Here is a 26,210-nt window from a genome sequence, read left to right as displayed (position 1 = left end):
GCCACCCGGGAGGCACACATGCACGACATCACGTCCACCGAAAGCTGGGGCAACCTGGAAAAACTCCACGCCGAGAAGTCCCGCACCACGCTGCGCGACCTCTTCCGGGCGGATCCGGATCGCGCGGAGCGCTACACGTTCGACGCCGCCGGGCTGCACGTGGATTTGTCGAAGAACTTGATTGACGGGGACGTCGTCGAGACGCTGCTTGCCCTCGCCGAAGAGGCGCAGCTGCGCGACCGCATCGAGGCGATGTTCACCGGCGAGCACATCAACGCCACCGAGGACCGCGCCGTGCTCCACACCGCGCTGCGCGCGCCGGCGGACGCCGCGCTCACCGTCGACGGCCAGGACGTCACCCACGACGTGCACGAGGTACTCGGCCGCATGGGCGACTTCGCCGATGCGCTGCGCTCCGGGCGGTGGCGCGGCCACACCGGCAAGGAGATCACGAAGGTGGTCAACATCGGCATCGGCGGCTCGGACCTCGGCCCCGCGATGGCGGCCAAGGCGCTGCGCACCTACCAGGACGCGGGCATCGCCGCCGAGTTCGTCTCCAACGTCGACCCGGCGGACATGAGCCGCGTGCTCGCGGGTGCAGATCCGGAGCAGACGCTGTTCATCGTCGCGTCGAAGACGTTTACCACCCAGGAGACCCTCTCTAACGCGCACGCCGCGAAGCGCTGGCTGCTCGAGCAGCTCGGCGGCGATGAATCCGCGATTGCGAAGCACTTCGTCGCCGTGTCCACCAACGCGGAGAAGGTGGCGGAGTTCGGCATCGACACCGCCAACATGTTCGGGTTCTGGAACTGGGTCGGCGGGCGCTACTCCATGGACTCCGCGATCGGCCTGAGCCTCATGTGCGTCGTCGGCCGGGACAACTTCGCGGACATGCTCGCGGGCTTCCACGACATGGACGAGCACTTCCGCTCCACCGAGCTCGAGCAAAACGTGCCCGCGCTCATGGGCCTGCTCAACGTCTGGTACCGCAACTTCCACAAGGCGCAGACCCACGCGGTGCTGCCCTACGCGCAGGACCTCTCGCGCTTCCCGGCGTACCTGCAGCAGCTCACGATGGAGTCGAACGGCAAGCACACGCGTATCGACGGCGCAAGCGTCACCGCCGACACCGGCGAGATCTTCTGGGGTGAGCCGGGCACGAACGGCCAGCACGCCTTCTTCCAGCTCATCCACCAGGGCACGACCCTCATCCCGGCGGACTTCATCGGCTTCGCGCGGCCGCGGCAGGACCTGCCCACGGCGGACGGCACCGGCTCGATGCACGACCTGCTCATGGGGAACCTCTTCGCGCAGACGAAGGTCCTCGCCTTCGGCAAGACCCAGCAGGAGATTGAGGCGGAGGGCGTCTCCCACGAGCTCGCGCCGCACAAGGTGATGCCGGGCAACCGCCCCACCACGACGATCCTCGCCGAGGAGCTCACCCCGCACGCGCTCGGCGCGCTCATCGCGCTCTACGAGCACATCGTGTTCACCGAGGCCGCGATCTGGGGCATCAACGCCTTCGACCAGTGGGGCGTGGAGCTGGGCAAGGCGCAGGCGAACGACCTCGCCGCCGCGGTCGCAGGCGAGGAGGCGCCGGACACGGGCGACGCCTCGACGGACCACCTGATCACCTGGTACCGGGAGCACCGTTAATGGGCGACGCCGTCTCCTCCGACACGTATACCCCGCGCCAGCGCACCACCTACCGCCGGCGGCTCGAGGACGAGCTCGAGCGCTTCGACCGGCACCTGCAGCAGGCGGACTTCGTCGACCAGGGCACGATCGGGCTCGAGCTCGAGCTCAACCTCGTGGACGACGCGATGCAGCCGCACCCGAATAACCAGGCGGTGCTGGGCCTGCTCGACGACGAGTACCAGGCCGAGATCGGGTCCTTCAACGTGGAGATGAACCACCCTCCGCTGAGCATCGAGGGTGATGGGCTCGCGCGGCTTGCCGAAGGCGTCGAGAAGCGACTCGGCGTTGTGCGCGACGCGGCGGAGCGGGCCGGTTCCCACCTCGCGATGATCGGGACGCTGCCGACGATGACCGCGCCGTTCCTCGAGGGCGACGAGTGGATGACGCAGGAGAACCGGTACGCGGGGCTGAACAACTCGATCCTCGAGTCGCGCGGCGAGCTGGTGAAGATCGACCTGCGCGGGGAGGAGAAGTACGTCCGCTACTTCGAGAGCATCGCACCCGAATCCACGTGCACCTCGATGCAGCTGCACCTGCAGGTCGCGCCGAACCGCTTCGCCGACGCGTGGAACGCCTCCCAGGCGATCGCCGGGGTGCAGGTGGCGCTGTCCGCGAACTCTCCGCTGTTCATGGGGCACAAGGTGTGGCACGAATCGCGCATCCCGGTGTTCAAGCAGTCCCTGGACACGCGCACGCAGGAGCTGATCAACCAGGGCGTGCGCCCGCGCGTGTGGTTTGGCGAGCGCTGGATCACCAACGTCTTCGACCTATTCGAGGAAAACGTCCGCTACTTCTCCCCCATCCTGCCCGAGGGGCGCGCGGACGCGGGCACCCCGTTCATGAACGGCGACAACCCGGGCCTGCACTACCTCAACCTGCACAATGGCACGATCTGGCGCTGGAACAGGCCCATCTACGACCCGAATGGCGAGCTCAGCCACATCCGCGTGGAAAACCGCCTGTTGCCGGCCGGCCCCACCGTCATGGACGTCGTCGCGGACGCCGCGTTCTACTACGGTCTGGTCAAGGCGCTCGGCGAGCAGGCGCGCCCGGTGTGGTCGCGCCTCACGTTCGAGGCGGCGAACCGGAATTTCCTCGCGGCGGCCCAGGATGGCATCCGGGCCGAGGTGGAGTGGCCGACGCTGGGGACGGTTGGGGTGGCGGAGCTCGTCGAGAAGCATCTGCTCGAGCTCGCGTACGACGGGCTGCGCGCCCTCAAGGTAGACCAGGCGTGCGCGGACGAGTACCTCGGCGTCATCGAGGGGCGCGTGCGGGCGCGGCAGAACGGCGCGTCGTGGCAGCTCGCGGCGCTCGACCGCGTCGCCGGCGGCTCGAAGCCCGCGACGAGCGAGCGGGCGGACGGGCTCGCGCGGGTGCTGCGCCAGTACCTGGAAAATCAGCGCACCGGCGCGCCGGTGCATACTTGGACGCTCGACGTCGCGTAGGGCAAGATAGGCCCAATGCAGAGCATTATCGACTGGATCGTCGGCCTCATGGAGACCCTCGGCGCCCCCGGCGTCGGCATCGCGATCCTCCTTGAGAACCTCTTCCCGCCAATCCCGTCCGAGGTGGTCCTGCCGCTCGCCGGCTTCACCGTCGCCCAGGGCACCCTGAACATGTGGGCCGTGTTCATCTGGTCGGTCGTCGGCTCCGTCGCGGGCGCCTACGCGCTCTACGGCATCGGCGTGTGGCTGGGCCTGGAGCGGCTGCGCAAGGTCGCGGACTGGATGTGGCTCGTGCGCGCCTCCGACGTCGACGCGGCGATGCGGTTCTTCACCAAGTACGGCCGCTCCAGCGTCTTTTTCGGCCGCCTCATCCCAGGCGTGCGCTCGCTCATCTCCATCCCCGCCGGCCTGGGCAAGATGAACCTGCTCACGTTCGGCCTGTGGACGACGCTCGGCTCCGGCATCTGGAACGCCGTGCTCATCTACCTGGGCTACGTCCTCGGCGACAACTGGGAAAAGGCGACCGGGTACGCCGACACATACTCGAACGTCATCTACGGCGTGCTCGTCCTCATCATCCTCGCGTTCCTGGTCTACTTCATCCGTCGCGCGGTAACGGACCGCGAGGAGGAGGTGCTGGTGCCGCCGGAGTCGGAGTAAGGGTTAGGAGACCCGCTCTCCTTTCTGCCAGTAACTCGCCAGATCGGGCAACTCCTCGGCCCTGAAGTAGCGCGAGTGGGTGACTTTAAGGTCTTCAATGGATGGGGTTTCTCCCGCAAAAATCCGAAATCCACGAATCCCCCTTCTCGCTCAGAATGACAATATCTCAAGGCTCCGGCTGGCACCGCGGGCACCACCAAATCACCCGCTCGAGGTCGCCTTCGCCGCCGAGGAACCCCTTCGTGATCAAGGTGCCGCACCGCCTGCACGGCTTGTTGTTGCGCCCGAACACGTAGCTCGTCTCCCCCGTCCGCCTGACCCCGGTGGTCACGCGGACGGGGGCGTCTTTGTTCGCCCACATGAGCCGGCGCGCGAGGCGCACATGCTTGACGACGTCCACGTTCCGCACCAACACGGCCGGATGCGTGCCCGCGAGAAAGTTGATTTCCGCGCGGTACTCGTTGCCAATGCCGGCGAGGTTGCGCTGATCCAGCAGCGCCCGCCCGATCTCCAGGTCGGGGTGCGCCTCGATGCGGCGCACTGCCTCGCCCTCGTCGAAGTCCTCGGCGAGCAGGTCGGGGCCGAGGTAGCCCATCTGCTGGTCGTACTCGCGGGCCGGGAAGACGCGGACGAGGCCGAGCGAGAACCCGACGAGCTCGATGTCGGCCTGTGGTGCGTCGCTAAGCGAAAGCACCACGCGCGCGGCGTGGGCGGGCTTCTTCCACCGCTCGCCGGCGCGGTGCATGGCCCAGGTGCCCTCCATTTTCAGGTGGGTGTGCAGGATCTGTGGCGCGTGCCCGGGCGCGGTGAACTGCATGAACAGGTGCTTGCCTCGGGGCCAGACGCGCTCGCAGGTCATGCCTGTGAAGTCGACGGTGGCGTAGCGCGGGACGCGGATGCTCGTGGCCGTGACTTCGCGGTTTTGCATCCACTGCAGGCGCTTTGACAGCTGATAGACGGAATCACCTTCGGGCATAGTGGGGTCTATGTTCCAATTTCTGCGCAAGATCTTCAACACTGTTAACACTGGCCCGACGCCGGAAGAGTCGCTCGTGGGTTTCTTCCCCGACATGGACGCCGCCGTCGAGTGGGCGCGCGGGGTGCTCGCAGAGACCGGCACGGACCCCAAAGCGCAGTTTGTGCGCGCGGTGAAAGACGTGCGTGAGGCCAATCCCCGACTTGGTCTTGCGGCTGCGAATCACCTGGTCAAGCAGCTAGGTTAGCACTTATGTTCTAATTTGGGTTGGGCGTGTCGGACGCGTTGTTACATTGACATCCAACACCCGCGAAATGTTGCGGAAAGGAGGGTGTCATGGAAGGAATCGCCGAGCTCGTGGACCAGGTCGCCGACGGCCTGTCGCAGTTGCGCCAGCTTCTGGACGACCCTTCGACCCTCCCCCTCGCCACCATCACCCGCGACATCGCGCGCCTCGAACGCGCGATGGATAAGAAGGCCTACGTGGACGCCGCCTTCGCGCAGGCGTGCGTGCTGGCGGACGCCGGCAAGCTGGTCGGCGCGAACCACCCGGACGCGTACCTCACCGAAAAGCTCGGCATCTCCCGCGGCGAGGCGTACAACCGCATCGCGCGGGCGAAGGCGCTTTTCGACGCTCCGCCCCCGCCTGAGCCGGATTTGGGTGACCTCTTTGAGGATGACGGCTCGGAGGAGGACCGCTCCGCCGCCGAGGAGGCCGCGCGCAAGGCTGCGGAGGAAGAGGCGGAGCGCCGCCGCAAGGACCAGGAGGAAGCGCGCAAGCGTGCCGACGAGGTCCCGGCCGCCAAGCAGGACATCATCCGCCGCGAGCTGGACAAGCTGCTTAAGGCGGCCGAGGGCGAGCGGATGCGCATCTACGCCCGCGCGATGGAGGAGGCCAAGTACCGCGACGAGAAGGACCTGCGCCTGTTTGTGAAACGCCTGGTCGCCGATGCCAACAAGCCCCACGTGAAGGCGAACCCGAACGCGGGCTTTGAGAAGCGCGACGCCTCGCTGGGCAGGGAGAACGTGGACGGCACCTTCGACGTGACGCTGTCGATGACCCGCGCCGACTACGCGCTGTACAAGGCGCTCACCGACAAGGGGTTGTCGCCGAACTCCAACATCCCGGAGGAACTCCAGGGCAACCGCGACCCGCGCACCAAGGGGCAGCGCCGCTACGACCAGTACATGGCCATCCTGCGCCAGTACGAGGAGAGCCAGCAGGCCGCGAACGGCGGTGCGGCGTCGGTGGTGGTGTCCATTACGTTGGACGACCTCGCCGAGGCCGACGCCACCACGCTGTTCCAGACCAACGTCGGGGTGGAGCTCGACGCCTTCGACCTGGTCCGGCTCGGCATGGACGGCACGAGCGATTTCCTGCTTACCGTCGACGGGCTTTCCGGGGTGCCGCTGCACCTCGGCCGGTCGCGGAGGCTCGCGTCGGTGGGCCAGCGCATCGCCATGTTCGCGGTGCAAGGGGTGTGCTCCTGGGCCGGCTGCACGACCTCCATGAGCGAGTGCGAGGCCCACCACATCATCTCCTGGCTGCGGTACGGGGCGACCGATATCGAAAACCTCACCGGACTGTGCCCCACCCACCACAGGTGCAACAACGACCACCGGGACGGCTCGTTTAACAAGGGGTACATGGACTACGACCCCGACACCGGCGGCGCCGTTTTGGTCAAAGCCGACGGCACCCGCCACACCAACACCACGGACCCCGCCATGCACTCGGCGGTCAACCGGATCAAGGCGAAACGGGCCTCAATATCGGCGCCGCCACCTGCGGAAACGCACTGGCCCACCTCCCCACCGCCACCACCGGGGCGCATGGGGCATCCTGGGCACGCCAACCAGCCAAGCCACCGCCCCAATCGACCTGGTCACCGCATGCCGATGCGGCCCTAAACAGCATGCGCCGCACCCTGAATTAGTCGTCGAGTTAATCGTCGAAGGTCAGGCCGTCGACCGGGCCACGCGCTCGATCGCGCGCGCCTGGGCCGCCTTCGATACCTTCGCTGCCGCCGAGCTCCCCCAGCGCCTCCGCCACGCTGCGCCCGCGCCGCTTCGGCGGCGCCGACGCCTTGCCGCCGATCTTCACGCCCCTGTGGCTCACGGTCGCGCCGTACTCCTTCAGGCCGAACGCGGGCCCGCCGTTGAGCTTCTCCACGCCCAGCGGCTGCATCCGGCCCGCCCGTATCGCCCGCGCGAGCGCGTCGACGACCAGCGGCATCGGGTCCCCGACCCCGTCCGGGAAGGCGTCGAAGAAGGTGGTCATCGTCTTGCCGCCGCGGGTGATGTGGGCGGCCAGGAGCCCGTCGATAAGCACGACCACCGCGCCCGCCGCCCGCGTCGGCCCCTGGGCCGGCCACGGCAGCGCCGCGCCGTACGGGTTCGCCGGGTCCGCTGCCGCGAGCACGTGCACGTGCGGCTCGCGCGCGCCGGAGGGCCAGCCGACCACGTCGTCGGAATCCTGGTGGCCGCGCAGCCGGTCGATCGTCGCCGGGGTGGAAAACTGCGAGGCCCCGAGCCCCTCGACAAGGTAGCCGCGCATCGCCTTGCCGGACGCCTCGAAGCCGGAGAGCGTCTTGTAGGCCAGCGCGAACCCGCCGAGGATGTCCTCTGCCACGACGGAGCCGCGCGTGACCACGCCGTAGCGGTCCAGCAGCGACTCGCCGAGCGCGACGGAGCGGCGCGTCGCGTCGTCGTCAGGCATGGGCGTGAGCGACCACCGCCCCACCATGTCCGGCGGGGTCGCCGAGGCGAACGAGGTGCGCCCCGAGCGCACCCTGCTGCGCTGCGGCCGCCGCTTCGCCCGGTGCGCCGCCTTGCCGCCGGCGAGCCGCGCCCGGATCGGGGCAAACGAGTCGGGCGCGAGGAACCCGGCCTCGACGAGGTCCCACATCGCCTCGCGCAGCTCCTCCGCCGTTGTGGTGGGCTCGAGCAGGTCGCTGAACAGGTACCCGCCGCCGCGGCGCACCTTCTCCATTACCTGGGACTGGGTGAGCGAGAGCAGCGGCTCGTCCACCTGCGGCGCGAGCTGGGCGGCGTAGTCGGCGGGCAGCAGCATGATCCAGGGGTCGCGCGCCCCCGCCTTGCCGGCGCCGACGATGGCCACCTCGCCCGAGGCGGTGAGCTCGTCCAGCATCGCCGGGGAGTAGTCCCCCACCCGCGCGGGCAGGATGTGCGACTCCCACGCGGATGCCGGCAGCCGCACACCAGCGAGCTGCTCCAACACCGAGTACACGCCGTCGGCCCCGCGTAGCGCGGGCACGACGCCAACCGGGGCGACGTTCGACCAGCTGGGGAGGAACCGCCCGTAGGCGGACTGGGACACCGGCCGGGTCTGGGCGCGCGCCGCCGCGAGCGAGCGCGACCGGATGATGCGCAAGACCTCGGCGGCGACGTACTCCTCTTCCTCCATACCCTGCCGGTAGCGCCCGGGGATGACCTTGTCCTTGTCCACCAGGGGCTGCAGGGCGGCGTGGGCCGCGCCGACGGCGAGCCCGAAGGCGCCGGCAAGGTCGCGCAACACAAACGGCCCCCGGGTGCGCACCCAGCGGCCCACCAGCTGCGCCAGCGCGTCCGGGATGGTCTGCACCTGGGCGGCGACGCCGGGCGGGACGGGCACACCGAGGCCGTCGCGAAGCAGCGGGGCGTCCAACACTTGGGCGACGTGGTCGCGGCCGCCGATGCGCACCCGCATCATCCGCGCCCCCAGGACCTGCTCCAAGGACTCGAGGGGAACGGCGGTGTAGAGGCGGAGCTCGTCGAGAGGCACCGGCCCCACGATGCGCAGCGTGTCCGCGAATTGCTCGCTCGTCTCGGCGCGGCCCACGCGGCGCAGCGAGGCGTCGACCTCGGCGATGATGTCCGCGTCGAGGAGCTCGCGCAGCTCGACGGTGCCCAGCAGCTTGGCCAGCAGCGACGGGTCGAGCGAGAGCGCCGCGGCCCGCTTCTCGGCCAGCGGGGTGTCGCCCTCGTACATGAACGCGCCGGTGTAGTTGAACAGCAGCGAGGACGCGAACGGGCTCGGCTGGTCCGTGGTCACCTCGGCGATGCGCACCCGGCGCGTGTTCACGTCGCGCATAACCTCCTGCAGCGCGGGCAGGTCGTAGACGTCCTGGAGACACTCGCGGACCGTCTCCAGGATGATCGGGAACGAGGGGTAATTCCGGGCGACGTCAAGCAGCTGCTCCGCGCGCTGGCGCTGCTGCCACAGGGGCGCGCGCTTGCCGGGGCTGCGGCGCGGCAGGAGCAGGGCGCGGGCGGCGCACTCGCGGAATCTAGAAGCGAAAAGGGCGGAGTTACCCACCTGCTGGGTGACGATGTCCGCGATCTCGTCCGCGTCGAACTGGAAGAGCGACCCGTCCGGCTCGCGCTCCCCCTGCGGCAGGCGCAGCACGATGCCGTCGTCGCCGGCCACCGCCTGGGCGTCCATGCCGGTCTCCTGCGACACGCGCCACCCGGTCGCGAGCGCCCACGCGGCGTTGACCCCCTTGCCAAACGGGGTGTGCAGCACCACGCGCCAGTCCCCCAGCTCGTCGGTGAAGCGCTCGAGCACGAGCGTCTTCTCGTCCGGCAGGATGCCGGTCGCCTCCTCCTGCTCCTCGAGGTACTGCAGGAGGTTGCGGCGGGCGCGCTCGTCGAGGCTGGGGTCGAGGGAGCCTTTCGCTTCTCGACGAAACGTCCCGACCGCCTTGCCCAACTCATACGGCCGCCCGAGCCCGTCGCCCGTCCAGAACGGCAGGCGCCCGGTGTGGCCCGGCGCGGGGCTGACTTGCACCTGGTCGCGCGTGATGTTCTCGATGCGCCAGCTCGAGGCGCCGAGCGTGAACACGTCGCCGACGCGGGATTCGTAGACCATCTCCTCGTCGAGCTCCCCGACGCGGCGGGGCGCCGCCCCCTCGGCGTCCGTCCCCACGAGGAACACGCCGAACATGCCCCGGTCCGGGATGGTGCCGGCGTTTTGCACCGCGACCCGCTGCGCGCCGGGGCGAGCCTTCAGCGTGGAGCCCTCGAGGATCGCGCGCGGGCGCAGCTCGGCGAAGTCGGTGGACGGGTAGACGCCGACGACGAGGTCGATCACCGAGTCGAACACCTCGCGCGCGAGGTCCCGGTACGGCCAGGCCCGGCGGACCGTGTCGTACCACTCGTCCACGTCGAGGTCCTCCACCGCGACCGCGGCGACGGTCTGCTGCGCGAGCACGTCGAGCGGGCTGCGCGGGGTGTGCAGCTCCTCGATGAGCCCCGCTCTCATCCTGGGCACCGTCACGGCCGTCTGCACGAGGTCGGCGCGGTGCTTGGGGTAGAACGTGCCCTCGGAGACCGCGCCGACCGTGTGCCCGGCGCGGCCCACGCGCTGCAGGCCGGAGGCGACCGAGGGCGGGGACTCCACCTGGATGACCAGGTCCACCGCGCCCATGTCGATGCCGAGCTCGAGCGAGGAGGTGGACACGACGGCGCGCAGCGCGCCCTCCTTGAGCATCGTCTCGGTGAGCGCGCGCTCGTCCTTGGACACGCTGCCGTGGTGGGCGCGCGCGATCACGGGGGCGGCGTGGCCGGCGGTGTCGACGTACTTCATCAGCTGCGCGGGCGGGCGCCGCGTCGGCGGGCTGAGCGCGTCCGGGTCGTGCTCGGTCGCCCACAGCTCGTTGAGCTGGCTGGTCAGCCGCTCCGCGGTGCGGCGCGAGTTGACGAAGACGATGGTGGAGCGGTGCGCCATCACCTGCTCGTAGATGGCCCGCTCGATGTGGGGCCAGATCGACGCGGAGGCGGCGGGGGGCGGTTGGGGGCCGGAGGTGGCGTCGTCAAGCATGAGCGCGTCGTCGAGCACCACCTCCCCGATGGTGGAGGCGTCCTCGGGGACGGGCAGGTCCGACATGTCCTCGACGGGGACGCGGACCTCGAGGCTCCAGCGCTTCTCGGCGGGCGGGTTGATGATCGTCGTTTTCGGCCCGAGGAAGTTCGCCACCGCCTCGATCGGGCGCACGGTGGCGGACAGGCCGATGCGCTGGAAGTCCCCGGCGATCCGCCGCAGCCGCTCGAGCGAGAGCGTGAGGTGCACGCCGCGCTTCGTGCCGGCGAGCGCGTGGATCTCGTCGACGATGACGGTGTCCACGGTCTCTAAGATCCCCGCCGCCTTCGACGTGAGCATGAGGTAGAGCGACTCAGGCGTGGTGATGAGGATGTCCGGCGGCTTGCGCACCTGCCGGTTGCGCTCGGCCTGCGGGGTGTCGCCGGAGCGCACGCCGACCGAGATGTCCGGCATGTCGCGGCCCATGCGCTGCGCCACGCGCGCGATGCCGTTCAGCGGCGCGCGCAGGTTGTTCTCCACGTCGACGCCGAGGGCCTTGAGCGGCGAGATGTAGAGGACCTTCACGCCGCCGTGGGTGGAGCGCTGCGCGCCGTCGATGGGCAGGGCCTGCTGCCCGGCGCGCTCGACGAGGGAGTTGAGCGACCAGAGGAACGCGGCGAGCGTCTTGCCGGAGCCGGTGGGCGCGACCACGAGCGCGTTCTCCCCGTCCGCGATCGCGCGCCACGCCCGCTCCTGCACGGGCGTGGGCGCCGCGAAGACCTCGGTGAACCACGTGGCCACCTGGGGGTGGAAGCGGTCGAGGATCGGCGCGGTCATTCCGCCGACTCTAGCCCGTGGAGTTCGGCCCGTGTCTGCAGGTGGCGGTAATATCGGGCGCATGACTGCTGAGTACTCGGATTCGCGGCTGACCAACCTCATCGCCGAGGGCACCGGCGAGATCCTCAAAGGTGTGCGCGGCGTGGGGCTGCTGCGCGGCCGCGAGCTCGGCGAGGCGGGCGATGAGCTGGCCCAGAACTGGACCGCCCGGGTGCTCGCGCAGCACCGGCCCGACGACGGGTTCCTCTCCGAGGAGGCCGCCGACAACCCGGAGCGCCTGGGCAAGGACCGGGTCTGGATCGTCGACCCGCTCGACGGCACCAAGGAGTTCGCCACCGGGCGCCAGGACTGGGCGGTCCACGTCGCCCTCGTCGAGGACGGGGTGCCCACCCACGCGGCCGTCGGCCTGCCGGACCTGGGCGTGGTGTTCAAGTCCTCGGACGTGCGCCACGTCTCGGGCCCCTTCGCGGGCAAGGTTGCGCTGTCGCGGAATAGGCCCCCGGCCGTCGCAACGTATGTCGCCGATGCGCTCGGCTTTGCGACGGTTCCTGTCGGCTCCGCCGGCGCGAAGGCGATGCACGTCCTGCTCGGCGACTATGACGCCTACGTCCACGCCGGCGGGCAGTACGAGTGGGACCAGGCCGCCCCCGTCGGCGTCGCGCTCGCCGCGGGCCTGCACGCCTCGCGTCTCGACGGCTCCGCCCTGCGCTACAACAACCGGGACACCTACATCCCGGACATCGTGATCTGCCGCCCAGAGCTCGCCGACGACATCCTCGAGGCCGCCGCGCGCTACCGCGACGAGCACGGCTCCTTCGAGGGGGTGGATAAGTAGATGGCCGAGGTGAAGACCCCCTACGAGGACCTGCTGCGCGACGTACTCGAGCACGGCGCCGAGAAGGGCGACCGCACCGGCACCGGCACCCGCAGCGTGTTCGGCCCCCAGATCCGCTACGACCTCGCCGAGTCCTTCCCCTTGTTGACCACGAAGAAGGTGTACTTCAAGGGCGTGGTCGGCGAGCTGCTGTGGTTCCTGCGCGGCGACTCCAACGTGCGCTGGCTGCAGGACAACGGCATCCGCATTTGGAACGAATGGGCGGACGAGAACGGCGAGCTCGGCCCCGTCTACGGCGTGCAATGGCGCTCCTGGCCCACCCCGGACGGCGGGCACATCGACCAGATCGCGCAGGCGCTGGACACGCTCAAGGCAAACCCGGACTCGCGGCGCAATCTCGTCTCCGCCTGGAACGTCGCCGAGCTCGACGAGATGGCGCTCATGCCCTGCCACCTGCTGTTCCAGCTCTACGTCGCCGGCGGGCGCCTGAGCATGCAGGTCTACCAGCGCAGCGCCGACATGTTCCTCGGCGTGCCGTTCAACATCGCGTCCTACGCCCTGCTCACCCACATGTTCGCGCAGCAGGCGGGACTCGAAGTCGGCGAGCTCGTGTGGACTGGCGGCGACTGCCACATCTACAACAACCACCTCGACCAGGTGCGCGAGCAGCTCTCCCGCGAGGCGCGCCCCTACCCGCAACTGCGCCTGCGCAAGGCGGCGTCGCTCTTCGACTACGGCTTCGACGACATCGCGGTCGAGGGCTACGACCCGCACCCGACCATCAAGGCGGAGGTGTCGGTCTAATGCTGGGAGCGATCTGGGCCCAGAGCCTCGACGGCGTCATCGGCGACGGGACCGAGATGCCGTGGCACCTGCCCGAAGACCTCAAGCACTTCAAGGAAATCACCCTCGGCCACCCGATCATCATGGGGCGGCGCACCTGGGAGTCGCTGCCCACCCGGCCGCTGCCGGGCCGCACGAACCACGTGCTCTCCTCGCGCGAGCCGGGCGCGTGGTCGCGCGGCGCGTACGTCTCGCCCGACCTCCCCGACCTCGAGGCCGACGCGTGGATCCTCGGCGGGGCCCAGGTCTACGAGGCCACCATCGACGAGGTGGACGTCATCGAGCGAACGCTTATCGACGTCCATCCGGACCTGCCCGCGTCCCGCGCCGTCTACGCCCCGCGCATCGACGACGAGTTTGAGCTCGTCTGGGAGGGGAACTGGGAGACGTCGAAAAGCGATGGCCTCCGCTACAAATTCCAGCGATTCGAAAGGAAACAATGACCGCCCCTGAAACCAGCGCGCACGTAACCATTTTCGCGGCCGAGTGGTGCCCGTTCTGCAAGAAGCTGCGCCAGCGCCTCGACCGTACTGAGACGCCGTACGACCTCGTCGACGTCGATGCCGACGGGATGGAAGACGTCAACGCGTGGATCGAGAGCGTCAACGACGGCAACCGAATCGTGCCGACGGTGCTGTACTCCGACGGCACCCACGCCACGAACCCGGAGGCCTCCGCGGTGCGCGCGAAGCTGCGCGAGCTCACCGGCGAGGAGTAACTGCTACCCCGCCTGCACCACGACCATCCAGATGGCCACGAGGTGGAGCACCGCCGCCACGATGGTCGCGGTGTGGAAGTGCTCGTGGTAGCCGTAGTATCGCGCCGTGCGCCCCGGCCACTTGAAGCCGTAGACCAGCGCGCCGAGCGTGTACACCACCCCGCCGGCGAACAGCAGCCACACCACCGCCGCACCCGCCTCGCGCCACAGAGTGGGCAGCAGCGGCACGATGATCCACCCCAGCCCGACGTAGACCACCACGTCCAGCCAGCGCGGGTGGTTGATCCACACGAGGTTGAGCACCGCTCCCCCAATGCCGCCCGCCCACGCAACCGCCAGCATCACCGTCGCGGTCCTCGGCTCGAAGATGATCAGGCACAGCGGTGTGTACGTAGCGGCGATAAAGACGGAGATGGTGGCGTGGTCCGCCCGGCGCCACCACTGCACAGCGTCCGCGGTGCGCCACGGCCAGCGGTGGTACATCGCCGACACTCCGAAAAGCAGGGACACCCCAGCACCGTAGATGGTCACCCCGAGGGCCTGGAACCACGAGAGCGTCATCCACGCGAAGGTGATCAGCACCGCCGCCGCGAGCGCCGACAGCAGCGCCGCGCCGAGGTGGAACCAGCCGCGGATCACGGGGCGCTCGCCTCGGTCCGCCATCACGTAGCTGCGCTGCACCTGCCCCTGTTGGAGTTCGTGGTGAGGTCTCGTTGCCGTCACGGTTCACCCCCGCTTCATCGTCGGAATGGCACTCACCTTAGACCGTTTCGAACCTACGGGGAAGTAGGTTCTTTAAGCGAAGTCCCGCAGCGCGGCCTCTGCGGCCCACCACCCGGGCATACCGTGCACACCTGCGCCCGGTGCCGTCGACGACGACGCCATGTACAGCCCTTTCCGCAGCCGGTGGGGCTGGCGCAACAGCAGCTGCGCACCCCCTTGGGCCACGTCCCCTTGAGTGGAAACTATCTCCAGCCAACCATTCGAAATTTCATTCGATCATTTTGCAAGTGGCGTCGCGCCTGCTGATACTAATTGAGTTGAGCGCTTGATCTGAGCGCGCAAACAGTGTCCGCTAGTCAAGGAAGGGGCGAAATGGCTGTCGGAGTTCCCGCAGGAGCAGCAAGATCTAATACTGAGTTTGAAATCTCTTACAAAGGAAAGATTTCCCAGGCGGAAATCCTTTCACGAGTGCGACCAAAATCATTCCGGGTGCTACACCAACCCGATCACCCGACCGACAACACACTGTACTTCGGCGACAACCTCGACATTCTCGAAGGTTTGGCCGCCGACGACCGTTTGGCAGGTCAAACCCAGATGATCTACATTGACCCTCCCTACGCAACCAACAGCCGGTTCAGCAACCGCAACCTGGAGTTTGCTTACGAGGACACAATCGACGGGGCGGACTTTCTGGAATTTTTGCGACAGCGATTGATCTTGATGCGGGAACTACTTTCAAACGACGGTGCCATCTACGTGCACCTGGATTCGAAGATGATATTCGAGACCAAGCTCATCATGGATGAGATATTCGGACCTAAGAACTTTCGAAGCTTCATCACTCGAAAAAAATCAAACCCAAAGAATTTTTCAAAGAAGCAGTTCGGCAACGTATCCGATTACTTGCTCTTTTACTCCAAGTCCAAGTCAATGAAATTCAACTTGCAGCACACCCCCTGGACAGAAGAGGCGGGAAACAAGGAGTATCCCTATATAGAAGAAAAAACGGGCAGGCGATTTAAGAAAGTTCCGATCCACGCCCCTGGTGTTCGAAACGGTGCCACCGGCAGAGAGTGGCGGGGAATGCTGCCACCCCCTGGAAAGCACTGGCAGTACACTCCCGAGCGGCTCGATGAAATGGATGCGAAAGGCGAAATTTATTGGTCGCCGACCGGCAATCCCCGCAGGAAAATCTATCTCGACAGTGCCCCCGGCGTTGCGATGCAAAACATCTGGCTCGAGTACAAGGACGCACACAACCAGAACATCAAAATCACCGGGTACCCCACGGAAAAGAATTTGGACCTTCTCAAAACTGTGATTCGCGCTTCTTCGGACGAAGGTGATCTTGTCCTGGATGCTTTTGCGGGCAGCGGAACGACTCTGGAAGCATCTGCAAGTCTTGGACGCCGGTGGATAGGCATCGACAACTCTTCGCTCGCAATCAAGACAATAGAGGACCGATTCGAACTCGGATCAGCTAAAATGGGCGATTTTCGCCCCAAAACTGCTGCAGCTCAGACCGCCTTAGATCTGGGGGAAAGAAGAGCGAAAGACTTCTGGATTAAGGAGTTGAGTGACTAGCTGTCACTCAACAACCAGTCCTTAGTTAGTCGCTCGTCCAGCATCTTTAACGTTGTAACCATTGTGAAATCCGGCCCATACACATCTTCAAGTTGAACATAATCGCGGAACATGGAACCCAGCACGAAACCAGGGCCGTCGTTCAAGAAAATGATTTTGATTTTCTTATCTGGATGTTCTGCTCGGTATTTGGAGAGTTTGGTGATTTTATCTCGGTTCCCGCTAATACGATCATCCTCTTGAGACCCACCCCTATCACTGTCGTAGCGGGCGTACCCGATCGCTACGACGTCCCCTGCTGTCCGTGAACGTATGACAAAATCTGTGGGCGTGCCAGGATCAAAGCCCGGAAGAATATCTGCCAACTCGATATCTTTGCCCGCTCCCCGAGGTCCATCGATCGTGAAGTCCTCAGCCAAATTGTTCTCGAACCATTCGAAAAAGAAGTCGGTCAACTCATACCCGCTTTGTCCACGATTTTGAGTCTCGAACAGGACGGCCATCAGCGGTAGTTCAAACGCTTCCAGATTGTCCGAGTATGCGGCGTATTTTGCCTCTACTACATCGATATTCCGAAAACGATAACCGTAGTTGGAAATAATTTCTTCCACATCTCGAACCCGTTTGAGCATCTCGACGGACGTGTCCGGAGACACTAGCCGGCGGAAAAGTTTGAGGAGGTTACTGCGCTTTTCTTTGGGAGCCTTAACTATCTGCCGAAGTAGGTCTGCCGAAGAATCACAGGTTATGACTAGTTCATGAAACCGATCAAATGCTTCCTTATACACAACCTCTACACCATCCATGTAATCCGGATAGTAAGGCGAGTCCACGAAAGTGATTTGAGTCTTGTAATCATCGCCATACTCTCGAAGCTTTTTCAACCTCTATACCTTTCCAGCCTTAACTTCTATGGTTATCGAGACATTATAGTATGAAGCGTTCGCCGCTTCTGGAGAACGGATGTCGCCACTTCGTTCTCCTTGAAATCGACAACATGGCACGCGAGCGGTCTCGCCGGTGGACCGTTTCTTAAGCGAAGTCCCGCAGCGCGGCCTCCGCGGCCCACCACCCGGGCATACCGTGCACACCTGCGCCCGGTGCCGTCGACGACGACGCCATGTACACCCCTTTGCGCAGCCGGTGGGGCTGGCGCAACAGCAGCTGCGCACCGTCCATTGCCCCACCCGCGATGTCGCCGCCGACCAAATTCGGGTTCCACTCCTCGAGCGCCCGCGGCGAAGTGGTGACCGCATTTCGCACCACGTTGCTGAACCCGGGCGCGAACCGCTCGATCTGCTGCGTGATCCTTTCCGCGACCTCGCCCGGGTGGCGCTCGCGGTAGCCGTGCGGCACGTGCGCGTACGTCCACAACACCAGGCCACGCGACGGGTCGGCGGCGTACTGCTGGCTCACCATCACGAACGGCCGCTGCGGCAGCACTCCCCGAGCCACGTCCTTCTCGGCGCGGACAATCTCTTCCACAGTGCCGCCGACGTGAACCGTCGCCGCCTGCCCCACCCTGGGATCTGCCCACGGCACCGGGGCGTCGAGGACGAAGTCCACTTTGTGCACGCCGGGGCCGTAGCGCCAGCGGCGCATGGATCTCTTCCGGCGGGTCGGTAGGCCGGCGCCGTCGATATGCAGTGCCTGCTGAGGCGTGAGGTTGAGGATCACGGCATCCGCCTCGGGAAGCGTCGTGACCTCATCGCCGCAGCGCACGACCCCGCCGTGTTCCTCCACTATCCTCCGCAAGGCGGCGCTGATCGCACCCGATCCTCCCTCGGCGACGGGCCACCCGCGTGTCATACCGAGTGCTCCGAAGAGCAACCCGAACGCCCCGGTGAACGGTTGCGAAGGCGACGTGATCGCATGCGTCGCGCTGCCCGCAAAGAGTGCGCATGCCTCCTCGGTGCGGAAGGCGGCGCGCCCGAGCGTCGTCGCAGGCAACACACCGCGGGTGCCGAACCGCGCCAAGGCGACCGGGTGCTTCGGCCAGTGCGGCATGGGGGCAAGGACGCCGGTGAGGATGTCGTCGACACGCTCCACCACCGGCCGGTGCAGCCGCAGCCACGCCCCCTCGTCCGGGCCGAGACCCGCAGCGGTCTGCCCCAACGATCCCGCCAGCACCGCCGCGCCACCGTCGAGCGGATGCGCCATCTCGTACGGCGCGCGCAGCCACCGCACCCCGTAGTCCTCCAGGCGCAGCGCGCGGAACGCGGGGCTCGCGGCACCGAAGGGGTGGCAGGCGGCTCCGAGATCGCGCAGTAAAACGTCGTCAAGCATCTGCGTTGAAGCCGCGCCCCCGAATTCGCTGGCGCGCTCGCGCACCTCCACCCGCCACCTGCTGGTGGCGAGGCGCGCGGCCGCCGTCAGCCCGTTCGGCCCGGCGCCCACGATCACTGCGGATGGTCTCACCGGCCCATCTAAACACACCCGCTAAACTGCGGCGCATGAACGCGAAGCAAATCGGTTGGATGCTGCACTGGGTCGTGCGGATGGCGGCTTTTGCTCTGCTCATGCCGTACGCGCTGGCCAAACTCGGGCTCATGCAAATGGCTCGGCCCGACTACCCGGAGCTGCTGATCACCCTCGGCGAGAAGTCGCCGATGGGGCTGCTGTGGACCTTCATGGGGTTCTCCCCGGTCGTGCAGTTCCTCGCCGGACTGGCCGAAATTGTCGCCGCCGTGCTCGTGCTGTGGCGGCGCACCGCGTGGCTCGGCGGCCTGATCGGGTTCATCGACCTCGCCATCGTCTGGCTTTTGAACATGACCTTCGACGTGCCCGTCAAAATCCCATCCGCGTTCCAGGCGCTGCTGTATCTGCTGGTGTTGGCGCCGTGGCTGCCTCGCCTCTTCCGGTTCATCGCTGGCCGGGCGACCGAGGCAGTGCAACCGCCCCGCGCGATCACGAACGAGAAAATCCACCGCGTGACCCGCTTCTTCCCTGCCCTGGCCACGGTGGTCGCGCTTGGTGCCGGCGGGTTCGCGATGGCCACCGGCATTCCGCGCGCACTCGACCGCGACGGCACCGAGTTGTCCGGCGTGTACGCAGTCGCCGGTGGCAACATCGAACCCGCGGAGGACCTGGCGGCGGATCACCGCTGGGAATCGGTAGCATTCGGTTCCTTCGACGGCTTCGAGGCCGGCAACTTCTACCGCGTCGAGGGTGAGACTCCGGAGGGCGAGTTCCACGGGCTTTTCGCTTTGCGACGTGCCTCCGGCGACCACCAACTGGGCTTCTACACCCTCCACGGAGACCGCGTGACAATCCAGCTGACAGCCCCGATGACCGACGACCGCGTCAACGCCGCCCCGCGCGGCCCCATCGAAGACACGCTCGAGTTCGATTGGCGGGCCAACGGGGAGAAGCTCGAGCTCACACCCGAAAACGGCCCGGCGTTCGAGCTTGCGCCATCGGAGCTGGGAACCACGCTGCTGGATCAGCCGTTTACCTGGGTTTCCCCACCGTATAACCGCTAGGCGTTGCAGCGAAGGGACATTCAGCAAACTCCCCAACCTTTAGCTCCGCCGCCGCTTACACGTTTTCCGCCGCTTCCTTACCACCCCGCAACGACCCCGTCCCGGAAACCGCCGCGAGTCTCGAAGCGAAACCCCTACCGACCTTCGCGCGGGAATCATTCTGCCACGCGGGCGGGCCAAGAAACTGGACAGACTGTAAGCAATATACGGTTCCCCGTGCGCTAGCACGGGAGCATTTACTTATGGTTCGCAAGACAGCCGAGAAGCTAACAAAATTAATGGTGGGATTGTTGTCCGGGTTCTATAACAGTCCTATCTAAGTTGGATAATTATCGAGTGACACTGCACTGTCGAGGTTGAGATGTAGTCGGTGCGCACAATAATAGAAAGGCGAAGGTTCACCCCAAAGATTGGAGGAAACGATGATCCGTAAGAGAACTTTCGGAAAGGTTGCAGGGGCAGCTCTGATGGGAGTGGGGCTAGCGTTTGCGCCAGCTGCGTCAGCGGACGCACAAGAGGGGGACTATGCAGTAAGTCAGGTGGGCGATAATTCTTTCGTCCTACAAGGCGCTGATGGGCTGACTCGATCAACCTTGCCTGTTGATCAGCCGGGTGTCCAAGGCCGACACATAGAGCTGCAACCTGGCGACAGAATTGAGATCAGCGGTGATGGACAAATCGCTGACCTGGTCAATAAAGACGGCGATGTCGTAGGTTCATTTACTGCACCACAGATCTATGACGCTGACGGCAACGAGCTATCTGCAAGTTTTATTCAATACGAAGATATGCTTATTCTTGCTGAAACAGGTCTTTCATCCCGTGATGCTTGCACCAAAGCTGCGGTAGGCAAGTGGACATACCGTGTAGGGGCTACTGGAGTATGCGGAGCGCTTGGTGCAGGGACTGGAGGTGTTGCAGCGGGAGCTTGCGGTCTCGGTGCAGCATGGGCAGAAGATAATATCAACTTTGATTCTGCATGTTAGTGAGGGGAAAGATGTCCAATTTTCGCAACCCGAAAAAAATCGCTACATCATTTGCCTACCTCATCGCTGGGATATGGGTCTACTGCCTGATCGTAGCTCCACTATTCTCTGAAGCCAGTTACGCCAATGTGGCCCTAGAGAAATCAAAAGATATCGGCATTGGATTTACGATTGTGGCGCTTCTTGTAGGGACCGTATGGTTCCTGATTGCCAAAAATAAATCTGACGCATAAAACCGTGTGAGGCTACCCTGCTTTTATGACTGCGGAGTGGCGCAAGGAGTACGGCCGCCGCAACACCATTGAGTCGCGCAACGCCATGCTCAAAAACGGTTCTTACCAGAGTGCCGGAGACGTGACGAGCCGTCTTATGCGCGGTTGGGCGGCACAAATGCTGTGCATGGCCATGGCCACAGTAGGGGTGAACCTCGCCATGCTCGACGCTGCCGCCTGGTCGCGCCCGCACACGAGCCAGAAGCCGACTCCGCCTCCGCCGCGGGGCGGCCGCAAGCCCAGCTCGGACGACATTGAGCAATGGCAGTTGGGCGACAACGCACCACCAAAGGCTGCATAAGCCACAAGGCCACCGGCGAAGACCTCGTTTTTCGAGGCCTTCACGCCGAGTGGCCTACAGGTCGTGGAAAGCACTGGTTTTGACACAAAAAACCGGCCGGCAAAGCCCTTTGAGGCTGAAAAACCGGCCGGTTTTCGTCCTCCCGGGGATAGTCTCTCCAAAAGCCACCCAATGTTGAAAACCGGGTTTAACCTGGAAGGAGTTTCCTGAATTGAACGGAAAAGTTAACCGACCCCCCGTTCAAGAGCGCCCCAGAGAGGAATCGAACCTCCGACACCTTCTTTAGGAGAGAAGTGCTCTATCCACTGAGCTACTAGGGCAATGGCGTTAGGGTACCGCAGCGCCCGCCCAACCCGGAAACCGCGCTCCCGCGGGCCTGGCGCGAATAACTTACGGTGGAGTAGGGTTGCCGACATCCGACGGGAGGCGCCCATGACAACCCTGCAAGAAGGCCAAATCGAGCGCACCGTCGTGGTCGCGGACCGCGGCGAGCGCCCCGCCGTGCGCGGCTGGTGTCACCTCGTCGCCGCGCTGCTGTCCGCGATGTCCTCGGCGGTGCTGATCACGTTCGCGTGGATGACGCTGCCGTGGCTCCAGGCGCTCGGCGTGACGGTGTACGGCGTCGGCGTGGTGCTGCTCTTCGGGGTGTCCGCCGCGTACCACCTGTGGCCGTGGCGCTCCGCCGCCACCGTGCAGTGGTGGCGGCGCGCCGACCACGCGACCATCGCCGTCTTCATCGCCGCGACGTACACCCCGCTGTGCCTCATCGTGTTCGAGCCGCGCACCGCGGCAACCATGCTGGCCGTTGCGTGGGCGGGCGGGATCGGCGGCGCGGCGCTCAACCTCGCCTGGATTGACCACCCGCGGTGGCTCGACGTCGCCGTGTACGTCGCCCTCGGGTGGCTGATCGTGCCGCTGCTGCCGACGCTGTGGCGCGCCGCCGGGCCCGCCGTCGTGTGGCTGCTCGCCGCCGGCGGCGTCGTGTACACGCTCGGCGCCCTGGCGTATGGGTTCAAGTGGCCGGGGCGTTCGGCCCGCTACTACGGCTACCACGAGCACTTCCATACCGCGACGGTGGTCGCCGCGGTGTGCCTCCTCGTCGCGGTGTGGATGGTGGTCGTGTAGGTGCGCACTTTAGTGTGCAAAGTGTTTACAGTGCGTTTGTTGTGCGGTTAGCGTGATCCGCATGATGTTTAACGAATTCTGCGAAGCCGGTGTCGAGGTGCTCGCCGGTTTCTCCCGCGACGCCGCCCTGGCCGCCGGCCTGTCGACGACCCGGGTGCGCGACCTGGGGCGGGTGTGGGAGGCCTACTACGGGCCGACGAAGTTCACCCGCAAACAGGCTGATGCGCTTGTGTTTGCGGCGGGGATGCCGCTCGACCAGTTGGTGCTGATTGAGAAGAAGCTGCGTGTGGTGGCGGATGCTGCGGAACGGTGGCGCATCCGCCTCGACCTCGTGCGCCACCGCGGCTCGTATCGCGCCCTGTCCAAGCGCATCACCCGGTTGGTGAAGGTCCCGGTGCGCGCACCGCAACCCGCCTGCCGCTTTGGTAAGTCCGTCGCCGGGATGCGCACCATGATCTGGACCTACAACGAGCGCGACATCGCCGACCTCGAACACCTCCTACGTAAGATGGCCGAATCCGACATCCCCGGTGCCGCGGATCTCGCCCACGCCCTCCACGCCTTGTTGCACGACGGGGCTGCCGTCCCCCACGCCGCACCCCGACCCATCGTGCTCGTGCCCATCCCGGACTACCTGCGCATCACCTCCGGCACCGGGGACGACATCACGCTGACGCTCACGGACGGCACGACGATGAGCGGGGCGGAGTTTCTGCAGCAGGAGTACGGGGCCACACTCGAGGTCGCGGCGTTCCACCCGCAGGCAGGGGCGGTGAACCTCTACCGCACGAGCCGGCTCGCCAACGGCAAGCAGCGCACCCTGTCGAAGTTGGTCAGCCCCGCGTGCGCGTTCCCGGACTGCCGCCACGCCGCGGAGTCGTGCCAAACCCACCACATGCGGGCGTGGAAACACGGGGGCATGACCAACATGAACAACCTCGTGCAACTGTGCCCCCACCACAACGGGGCCAACGATGATGACCGGGAGCGCGCGTGGCGCGGCCACATTGATACCCGCGGCGGGCGCATCCGCTGGATCGCCCCGAACGGGGCCGAAGTGCCCATGACCACCCCCGGCGCCATGGAGCTGCTCTTCGACTAACCCCCACCACACCCCAAACCCGCCCCAACAGGGCGGGCAATTCGGCGCGCCCGCGATCGCGCGGGCGGCGGTTTGGGGCTACTGTTACGCGTGTGAATACCTTTGACCGCCGCACGTTCATGAAATCCGCCGCCGCGGCCGCCGCCACCGCGAGCGCCGCGTCCCTCGCGTTCTCCCCCGCCGCCCGCGCACAAGCCCGCCCCGTGCTCGGCACGGTGATCGACTACTCCGCCGCCGTCCCGTCCGCGCGCGCCGTCAAGGCCGCCGGCCACCTCGGTGCGGTGCGCTACGTTTCCGAGCGCCGCCCGGGCGCCGAGTGGATGAAGGGCAAGCCCGTCACCCTCGCCGAGACCCAGGACTACAAGGCGAACGGGCTCGCCGTCGCCTCGGTGTACCAGTTCGGCAAGGGCGAGACCTCGGATTGGCGCCGGGGCGCGGTCGGCGCAGCCACCCACGCCCCGCAGGCGATCGCGCTCCACGCCGCCGCGGGCGGGCCGACGGGGCGGCCGATCTACGTCGCCATCGACGACAACCCCACGCTCGACCAGTTCAACTCGCTGATCAACCCGTACCTCAAAGCGATGGGCGTCGCCCTCAACGCCGCCGGCTACCAGCTCGGCGTGTACGGCAACTACTACACCATCGCGTGGTGCCTGGAGGACGGCATCGGCAGCTACTTCTGGCAGCACGACTGGGGTTCCCGCGGCCAGATCCACTCCCGTGCCAACCTCCACCAGGTCGCCGGCAAGCAGGGCAGCATCGAGGGCGTGCAGGTGGACACCAACAACGTCTACACCGCCGACTGGGGCCAATGGACGCCGGGCCTCGGCACCACCACCGCGAACATGACGCCCGGTGACTGGGCGACGTTGCTCAGCGGGAGCAGCCAGCTCTCGTCGAGTCGGTGGCTGGGGCGATAGCTGCGTCGTCAAGCAAACGCGCGGTTCCTGAGAAAAATTGAACGGACGCTTGGCATTTCTTTAGAATATGCTGCGTCCGTTTTAATCCGTCTATCGAAATCTCGAGGAACCATGAACCGCACCCGCTCCCTCGCGCTGCTCACCGCCGCGGCGCTCACCACCGCGACCGTCGCCCCAGCCGCCCACGCCGCCGACTGGATGTCGCATGTCTACAACCCCACCTACGCCAGCGCCGAAACCGCACCGGGCGCCGAGGCGCGCCTCACCCTCAACGGCTCGTACCCGGCGGGCACCACCTTCGCGGTCGCGGCCGCCGGCGCCGGCTGGGACCTCTCCGTCGACGACCGCGGCACCGTCACCGCGCGCCCGCTCGGCCAGTACCCGGGGGCGTACGTGCAGAACTACGTCACCGTCACCTACCCGGACGGCACCGTCGACTACGCGCCGTTCACGGTCCGCGTCGTCCGCCCGGCCGTCTCGCTCGCCGATTCGCTCCAGCTCAGCTGGGGTGACGCGACCGTCGCCCCCGGCGGCTCCGTGACGCTGCGCCCGAGCGTGCAGCTCCCCGAGGGCACCCAGCTCGCGGCGCCGGCGGGTTCGGGCGGGTGGCGTATCGACGCCGACCGGTCCTCCGGCAACGTCACCGTCACCGCCCCCGCAGGCGCGCGCGCCGGCGCCGGCATCGCGCTCACGCTCGGGGCCGCGTTCCCGGACGGCTCCACGAAGCAGTACACCTCCCGCGTGACCGTGGGGCAGGCTGCGGCGACCACCACCGCAGCCGCCACCACCGCGCCGACGGCTACCACGAAGCCGTCGACCCCGACGCAGCCGACGACCCCGCAGCCGGCGCCGGGCGCGCTCTCCTACGCGGACACACCGGTCCCCGCCGGCAGCCAGGTCACGGTGTACCTCAACGGCACCCTGCCCGACGGCTCCCGCGTCTACGGCCCGAACCAGAAGTACAACGGCTGGACGCTGCGCACCGACGAAGTGACCGGTGCGATCACCTACACCGCCCCGGCCGACGCGAAGCCAGGGTACGCGCTCAAGCTCGACGTCACCGTGGTCTTCCCGGACGGCACCCGGCGCACGGTCCCGGCGTCGGTCCACGTCCCTGCCGCCACGACCACCACCGCGCAGCCGACCACCACCGCGCAGCCGACCGCCACGACCACCCCGCGGCGCCCGGCGTCCGAGACCGCGAACGTGAGCATCGACAACGCGACGATCAAGGCGGGCGAGTCGATCGTCGTGACGCCGAAGGGCCTGCCGGCCGGCGCCCGCGTGTTCGTCACCGAAGAAACCCGCGGCGGCTGGACCATCGCCCGCGACGGCGACACCGGCATCCGCATCACCGCCGCGCAGGGCATGGCGCCGGGCAGCGTGCTGCGCATCAACGCCGCGATCCTGTTCGCGGACGGCTCGTCGGTGAACCGCACCTTCGACACGACGGTCGCCCCGCGTCTCGACGCCGCATCGCTTTCCTACCCCGCCGCCACCGTCGCCCCGGGCGGGTCGGTCAACGTCACCCCGGCCGGCGTGGTGCCGCGCGGCACCACGTTCCAGGTCGGCCAGGTGCCGGACGGCTGGCGCGCCACCGTGAACCGCACCACGGGCAGGGTCACCGTCCGCGCGCCCCGCTCCGCGGGTGAGGCGGTGAAGGTGCCTGTGGTGGCGTCGCTAAGCGACGGCTCCACGCACACCTACGAGCTCGACGTGCGCACGACGGGCGCGGCGACGACCACCGCGCCGGCGCCCGCCCCGACCCCGAGCGACCCGGGCAACCCGGGCAACCCGGGCGCCATCGCCGCCGGCGTCCTCGCCGGCCTCGCGCTCACGCTCGGCATGCTCGGCCTCCTCGGCGGCTACATCCCGTTCTTCTAGGCGTACGAAAAAGGGC

General features: G+C 66.7%; 23 protein-coding genes, 1 tRNA gene and 1 pseudogene. 18 read left to right on the top strand and 7 right to left on the bottom strand.

Annotated elements, in window-relative coordinates:
• Positions 1–18 precede the first annotated feature (18 nt).
• From pgi to CJEDD_RS03595, 3 genes are read left to right on the top strand one after another with little or no spacing between them, the layout of a single operon-like run.
• A complete protein-coding gene (gene pgi, locus CJEDD_RS03605; protein ID WP_074432553.1) occupies positions 19–1,656 on the top strand; it encodes a glucose-6-phosphate isomerase in 1,638 nt (545 codons plus the stop codon).
• Complete coding sequence (locus tag CJEDD_RS03600; protein WP_042408384.1) at positions 1,656–3,143, top strand: glutamate-cysteine ligase family protein; 1,488 nt, start codon at positions 1,656–1,658, stop codon at positions 3,141–3,143. The genes pgi and CJEDD_RS03600 overlap by 1 nt, the downstream gene beginning before the upstream one ends.
• A 15-nt stretch (positions 3,144–3,158) precedes the next feature.
• Positions 3,159–3,803 carry a DedA family protein gene (locus CJEDD_RS03595; protein WP_042408387.1) on the top strand — a complete coding sequence of 215 codons (645 nt, stop codon included), beginning with the start codon at positions 3,159–3,161 and terminating at the stop codon, positions 3,801–3,803.
• A 166-nt stretch (positions 3,804–3,969) separates the two neighbouring features.
• Here the strand turns inward: CJEDD_RS03595 and CJEDD_RS03590 are convergent, their stop codons facing one another.
• A complete protein-coding gene (locus tag CJEDD_RS03590; RefSeq protein WP_042408389.1) occupies positions 3,970–4,779 on the bottom strand; it encodes a DNA-formamidopyrimidine glycosylase family protein in 810 nt (269 codons plus the stop codon).
• Positions 4,780–4,789: 10 nt separating this feature from the next.
• On the opposite strand from CJEDD_RS03590, the gene CJEDD_RS03585 reads away from it, so the two are divergent.
• Positions 4,790–5,026 (top strand): YciI family protein, encoded by a 237-nt coding sequence (locus CJEDD_RS03585; protein WP_157034504.1) that lies wholly within the window; start codon positions 4,790–4,792, stop codon positions 5,024–5,026.
• An 89-nt stretch (positions 5,027–5,115) separates the two neighbouring features.
• Positions 5,116–6,690, top strand: coding sequence for an HNH endonuclease signature motif containing protein (locus tag CJEDD_RS03580; protein WP_273657626.1), 1,575 nt, complete (start codon positions 5,116–5,118; stop codon positions 6,688–6,690).
• Between the two features lie 34 nt (positions 6,691–6,724).
• Here the strand turns inward: CJEDD_RS03580 and CJEDD_RS03575 are convergent, their stop codons facing one another.
• The gene (locus CJEDD_RS03575; protein ID WP_273657625.1) at positions 6,725–11,416 is read right to left on the bottom strand and encodes an ATP-dependent helicase; all 4,692 of its coding nucleotides are present in this window, start codon (positions 11,414–11,416) and stop codon (positions 6,725–6,727) included.
• A gap of 61 nt (positions 11,417–11,477) precedes the next feature.
• On the opposite strand from CJEDD_RS03575, the gene CJEDD_RS03570 reads away from it, so the two are divergent.
• The 4 genes from CJEDD_RS03570 to CJEDD_RS03555 are packed head-to-tail and all read left to right on the top strand — an operon-like array spanning position 11,478 to position 13,812.
• A complete protein-coding gene (locus CJEDD_RS03570; protein WP_042409951.1) occupies positions 11,478–12,251 on the top strand; it encodes a 3'(2'),5'-bisphosphate nucleotidase CysQ in 774 nt (257 codons plus the stop codon).
• Complete coding sequence (locus CJEDD_RS03565) at positions 12,252–13,055, top strand: thymidylate synthase (protein WP_042409954.1); 804 nt, start codon at positions 12,252–12,254, stop codon at positions 13,053–13,055.
• Positions 13,055–13,537, top strand: a complete 483-nt coding sequence (locus CJEDD_RS03560) for a dihydrofolate reductase (RefSeq protein WP_042409958.1) — start codon at positions 13,055–13,057, stop codon at positions 13,535–13,537. Before CJEDD_RS03565 ends, CJEDD_RS03560 begins: the two co-directional genes overlap by 1 nt.
• Positions 13,534–13,812: a mycoredoxin gene (locus CJEDD_RS03555; protein ID WP_042409960.1), complete on the top strand. Its 279-nt coding sequence runs from the start codon at positions 13,534–13,536 to the stop codon at positions 13,810–13,812. Before CJEDD_RS03560 ends, CJEDD_RS03555 begins: the two co-directional genes overlap by 4 nt.
• 3 nt (positions 13,813–13,815) lie before the next feature.
• Here the strand turns inward: CJEDD_RS03555 and trhA (CJEDD_RS03550) are convergent, their stop codons facing one another.
• Both trhA (CJEDD_RS03550) and CJEDD_RS03545 read right to left on the bottom strand, forming a co-directional pair.
• Entirely contained in the window at positions 13,816–14,475 is a 660-nt protein-coding gene (gene trhA, locus CJEDD_RS03550) for a PAQR family membrane homeostasis protein TrhA (protein ID WP_081764612.1), read from the bottom strand.
• 132 nt (positions 14,476–14,607) lie between these two features.
• Positions 14,608–14,766 (bottom strand): annotated as a pseudogene (locus CJEDD_RS03545) (FAD-dependent oxidoreductase); the annotation flags it as partial.
• 141 nt (positions 14,767–14,907) lie between these two features.
• Between CJEDD_RS03545 and CJEDD_RS03540 the strand changes: the two are divergent.
• On the top strand, positions 14,908–16,122 hold the full coding sequence (locus CJEDD_RS03540) for a site-specific DNA-methyltransferase (RefSeq protein WP_273657623.1): 1,215 nt from the start codon (positions 14,908–14,910) through the stop codon (positions 16,120–16,122).
• On the opposite strand, the gene CJEDD_RS03535 is transcribed toward CJEDD_RS03540, so the two are convergent.
• Together CJEDD_RS03535 and CJEDD_RS03530 are read right to left on the bottom strand one after the other, a co-directional pair.
• Positions 16,119–17,006: a hypothetical protein gene (locus CJEDD_RS03535; protein ID WP_042409007.1), complete on the bottom strand. Its 888-nt coding sequence runs from the start codon at positions 17,004–17,006 to the stop codon at positions 16,119–16,121. The genes CJEDD_RS03540 and CJEDD_RS03535 overlap by 4 nt on opposite strands.
• A gap of 148 nt (positions 17,007–17,154) precedes the next feature.
• Entirely contained in the window at positions 17,155–18,540 is a 1,386-nt protein-coding gene (locus tag CJEDD_RS03530) for a phytoene desaturase family protein (RefSeq protein WP_232297757.1), read from the bottom strand.
• Between the two features lie 35 nt (positions 18,541–18,575).
• On the opposite strand from CJEDD_RS03530, the gene CJEDD_RS03525 reads away from it, so the two are divergent.
• The 4 genes from CJEDD_RS03525 (at position 18,576) to CJEDD_RS03510 (ending at position 21,163) form a co-directional block, all read left to right on the top strand.
• On the top strand, positions 18,576–19,604 hold the full coding sequence (locus CJEDD_RS03525; RefSeq protein ID WP_052333848.1) for a DUF167 domain-containing protein: 1,029 nt from the start codon (positions 18,576–18,578) through the stop codon (positions 19,602–19,604).
• A 539-nt stretch (positions 19,605–20,143) separates the two neighbouring features.
• On the top strand, positions 20,144–20,590 hold the full coding sequence (locus CJEDD_RS03520) for a hypothetical protein (protein WP_198133014.1): 447 nt from the start codon (positions 20,144–20,146) through the stop codon (positions 20,588–20,590).
• A gap of 11 nt (positions 20,591–20,601) precedes the next feature.
• Positions 20,602–20,823, top strand: a complete 222-nt coding sequence (locus tag CJEDD_RS03515) for a hypothetical protein (protein WP_074432569.1) — start codon at positions 20,602–20,604, stop codon at positions 20,821–20,823.
• Between the two features lie 25 nt (positions 20,824–20,848).
• Positions 20,849–21,163, top strand: coding sequence for a hypothetical protein (locus CJEDD_RS03510; protein WP_042409017.1), 315 nt, complete (start codon positions 20,849–20,851; stop codon positions 21,161–21,163).
• 247 nt (positions 21,164–21,410) lie between these two features.
• On the opposite strand, the gene CJEDD_RS03505 is transcribed toward CJEDD_RS03510, so the two are convergent.
• Positions 21,411–21,483, bottom strand: a tRNA-Arg gene (locus CJEDD_RS03505).
• 112 nt (positions 21,484–21,595) lie between these two features.
• On the opposite strand from CJEDD_RS03505, the gene trhA (CJEDD_RS03500) reads away from it, so the two are divergent.
• From trhA (CJEDD_RS03500) to CJEDD_RS03485, 4 genes are all read left to right on the top strand, one after another.
• Positions 21,596–22,288: a PAQR family membrane homeostasis protein TrhA gene (gene trhA / locus CJEDD_RS03500; protein WP_042409019.1), complete on the top strand. Its 693-nt coding sequence runs from the start codon at positions 21,596–21,598 to the stop codon at positions 22,286–22,288.
• Positions 22,289–22,349: 61 nt separating this feature from the next.
• The gene (locus CJEDD_RS03495) at positions 22,350–23,390 is read left to right on the top strand and encodes an HNH endonuclease signature motif containing protein (protein ID WP_074432570.1); all 1,041 of its coding nucleotides are present in this window, start codon (positions 22,350–22,352) and stop codon (positions 23,388–23,390) included.
• A gap of 92 nt (positions 23,391–23,482) precedes the next feature.
• The gene (locus CJEDD_RS03490) at positions 23,483–24,310 is read left to right on the top strand and encodes a DUF1906 domain-containing protein (RefSeq protein ID WP_415857859.1); all 828 of its coding nucleotides are present in this window, start codon (positions 23,483–23,485) and stop codon (positions 24,308–24,310) included.
• A 111-nt stretch (positions 24,311–24,421) separates the two neighbouring features.
• Positions 24,422–26,194 carry a YPDG domain-containing protein gene (locus CJEDD_RS03485; RefSeq protein WP_273657622.1) on the top strand — a complete coding sequence of 591 codons (1,773 nt, stop codon included), beginning with the start codon at positions 24,422–24,424 and terminating at the stop codon, positions 26,192–26,194.
• The last annotated feature ends 16 nt before the right edge of the window (positions 26,195–26,210 follow it).

This window comes from Corynebacterium jeddahense (assembly GCF_028609865.1).
Lineage (GTDB): Bacteria > Actinomycetota > Actinomycetes > Mycobacteriales > Mycobacteriaceae > Corynebacterium > Corynebacterium jeddahense.
This window is presented reverse-complemented; position numbering and strand designations above follow the sequence as displayed.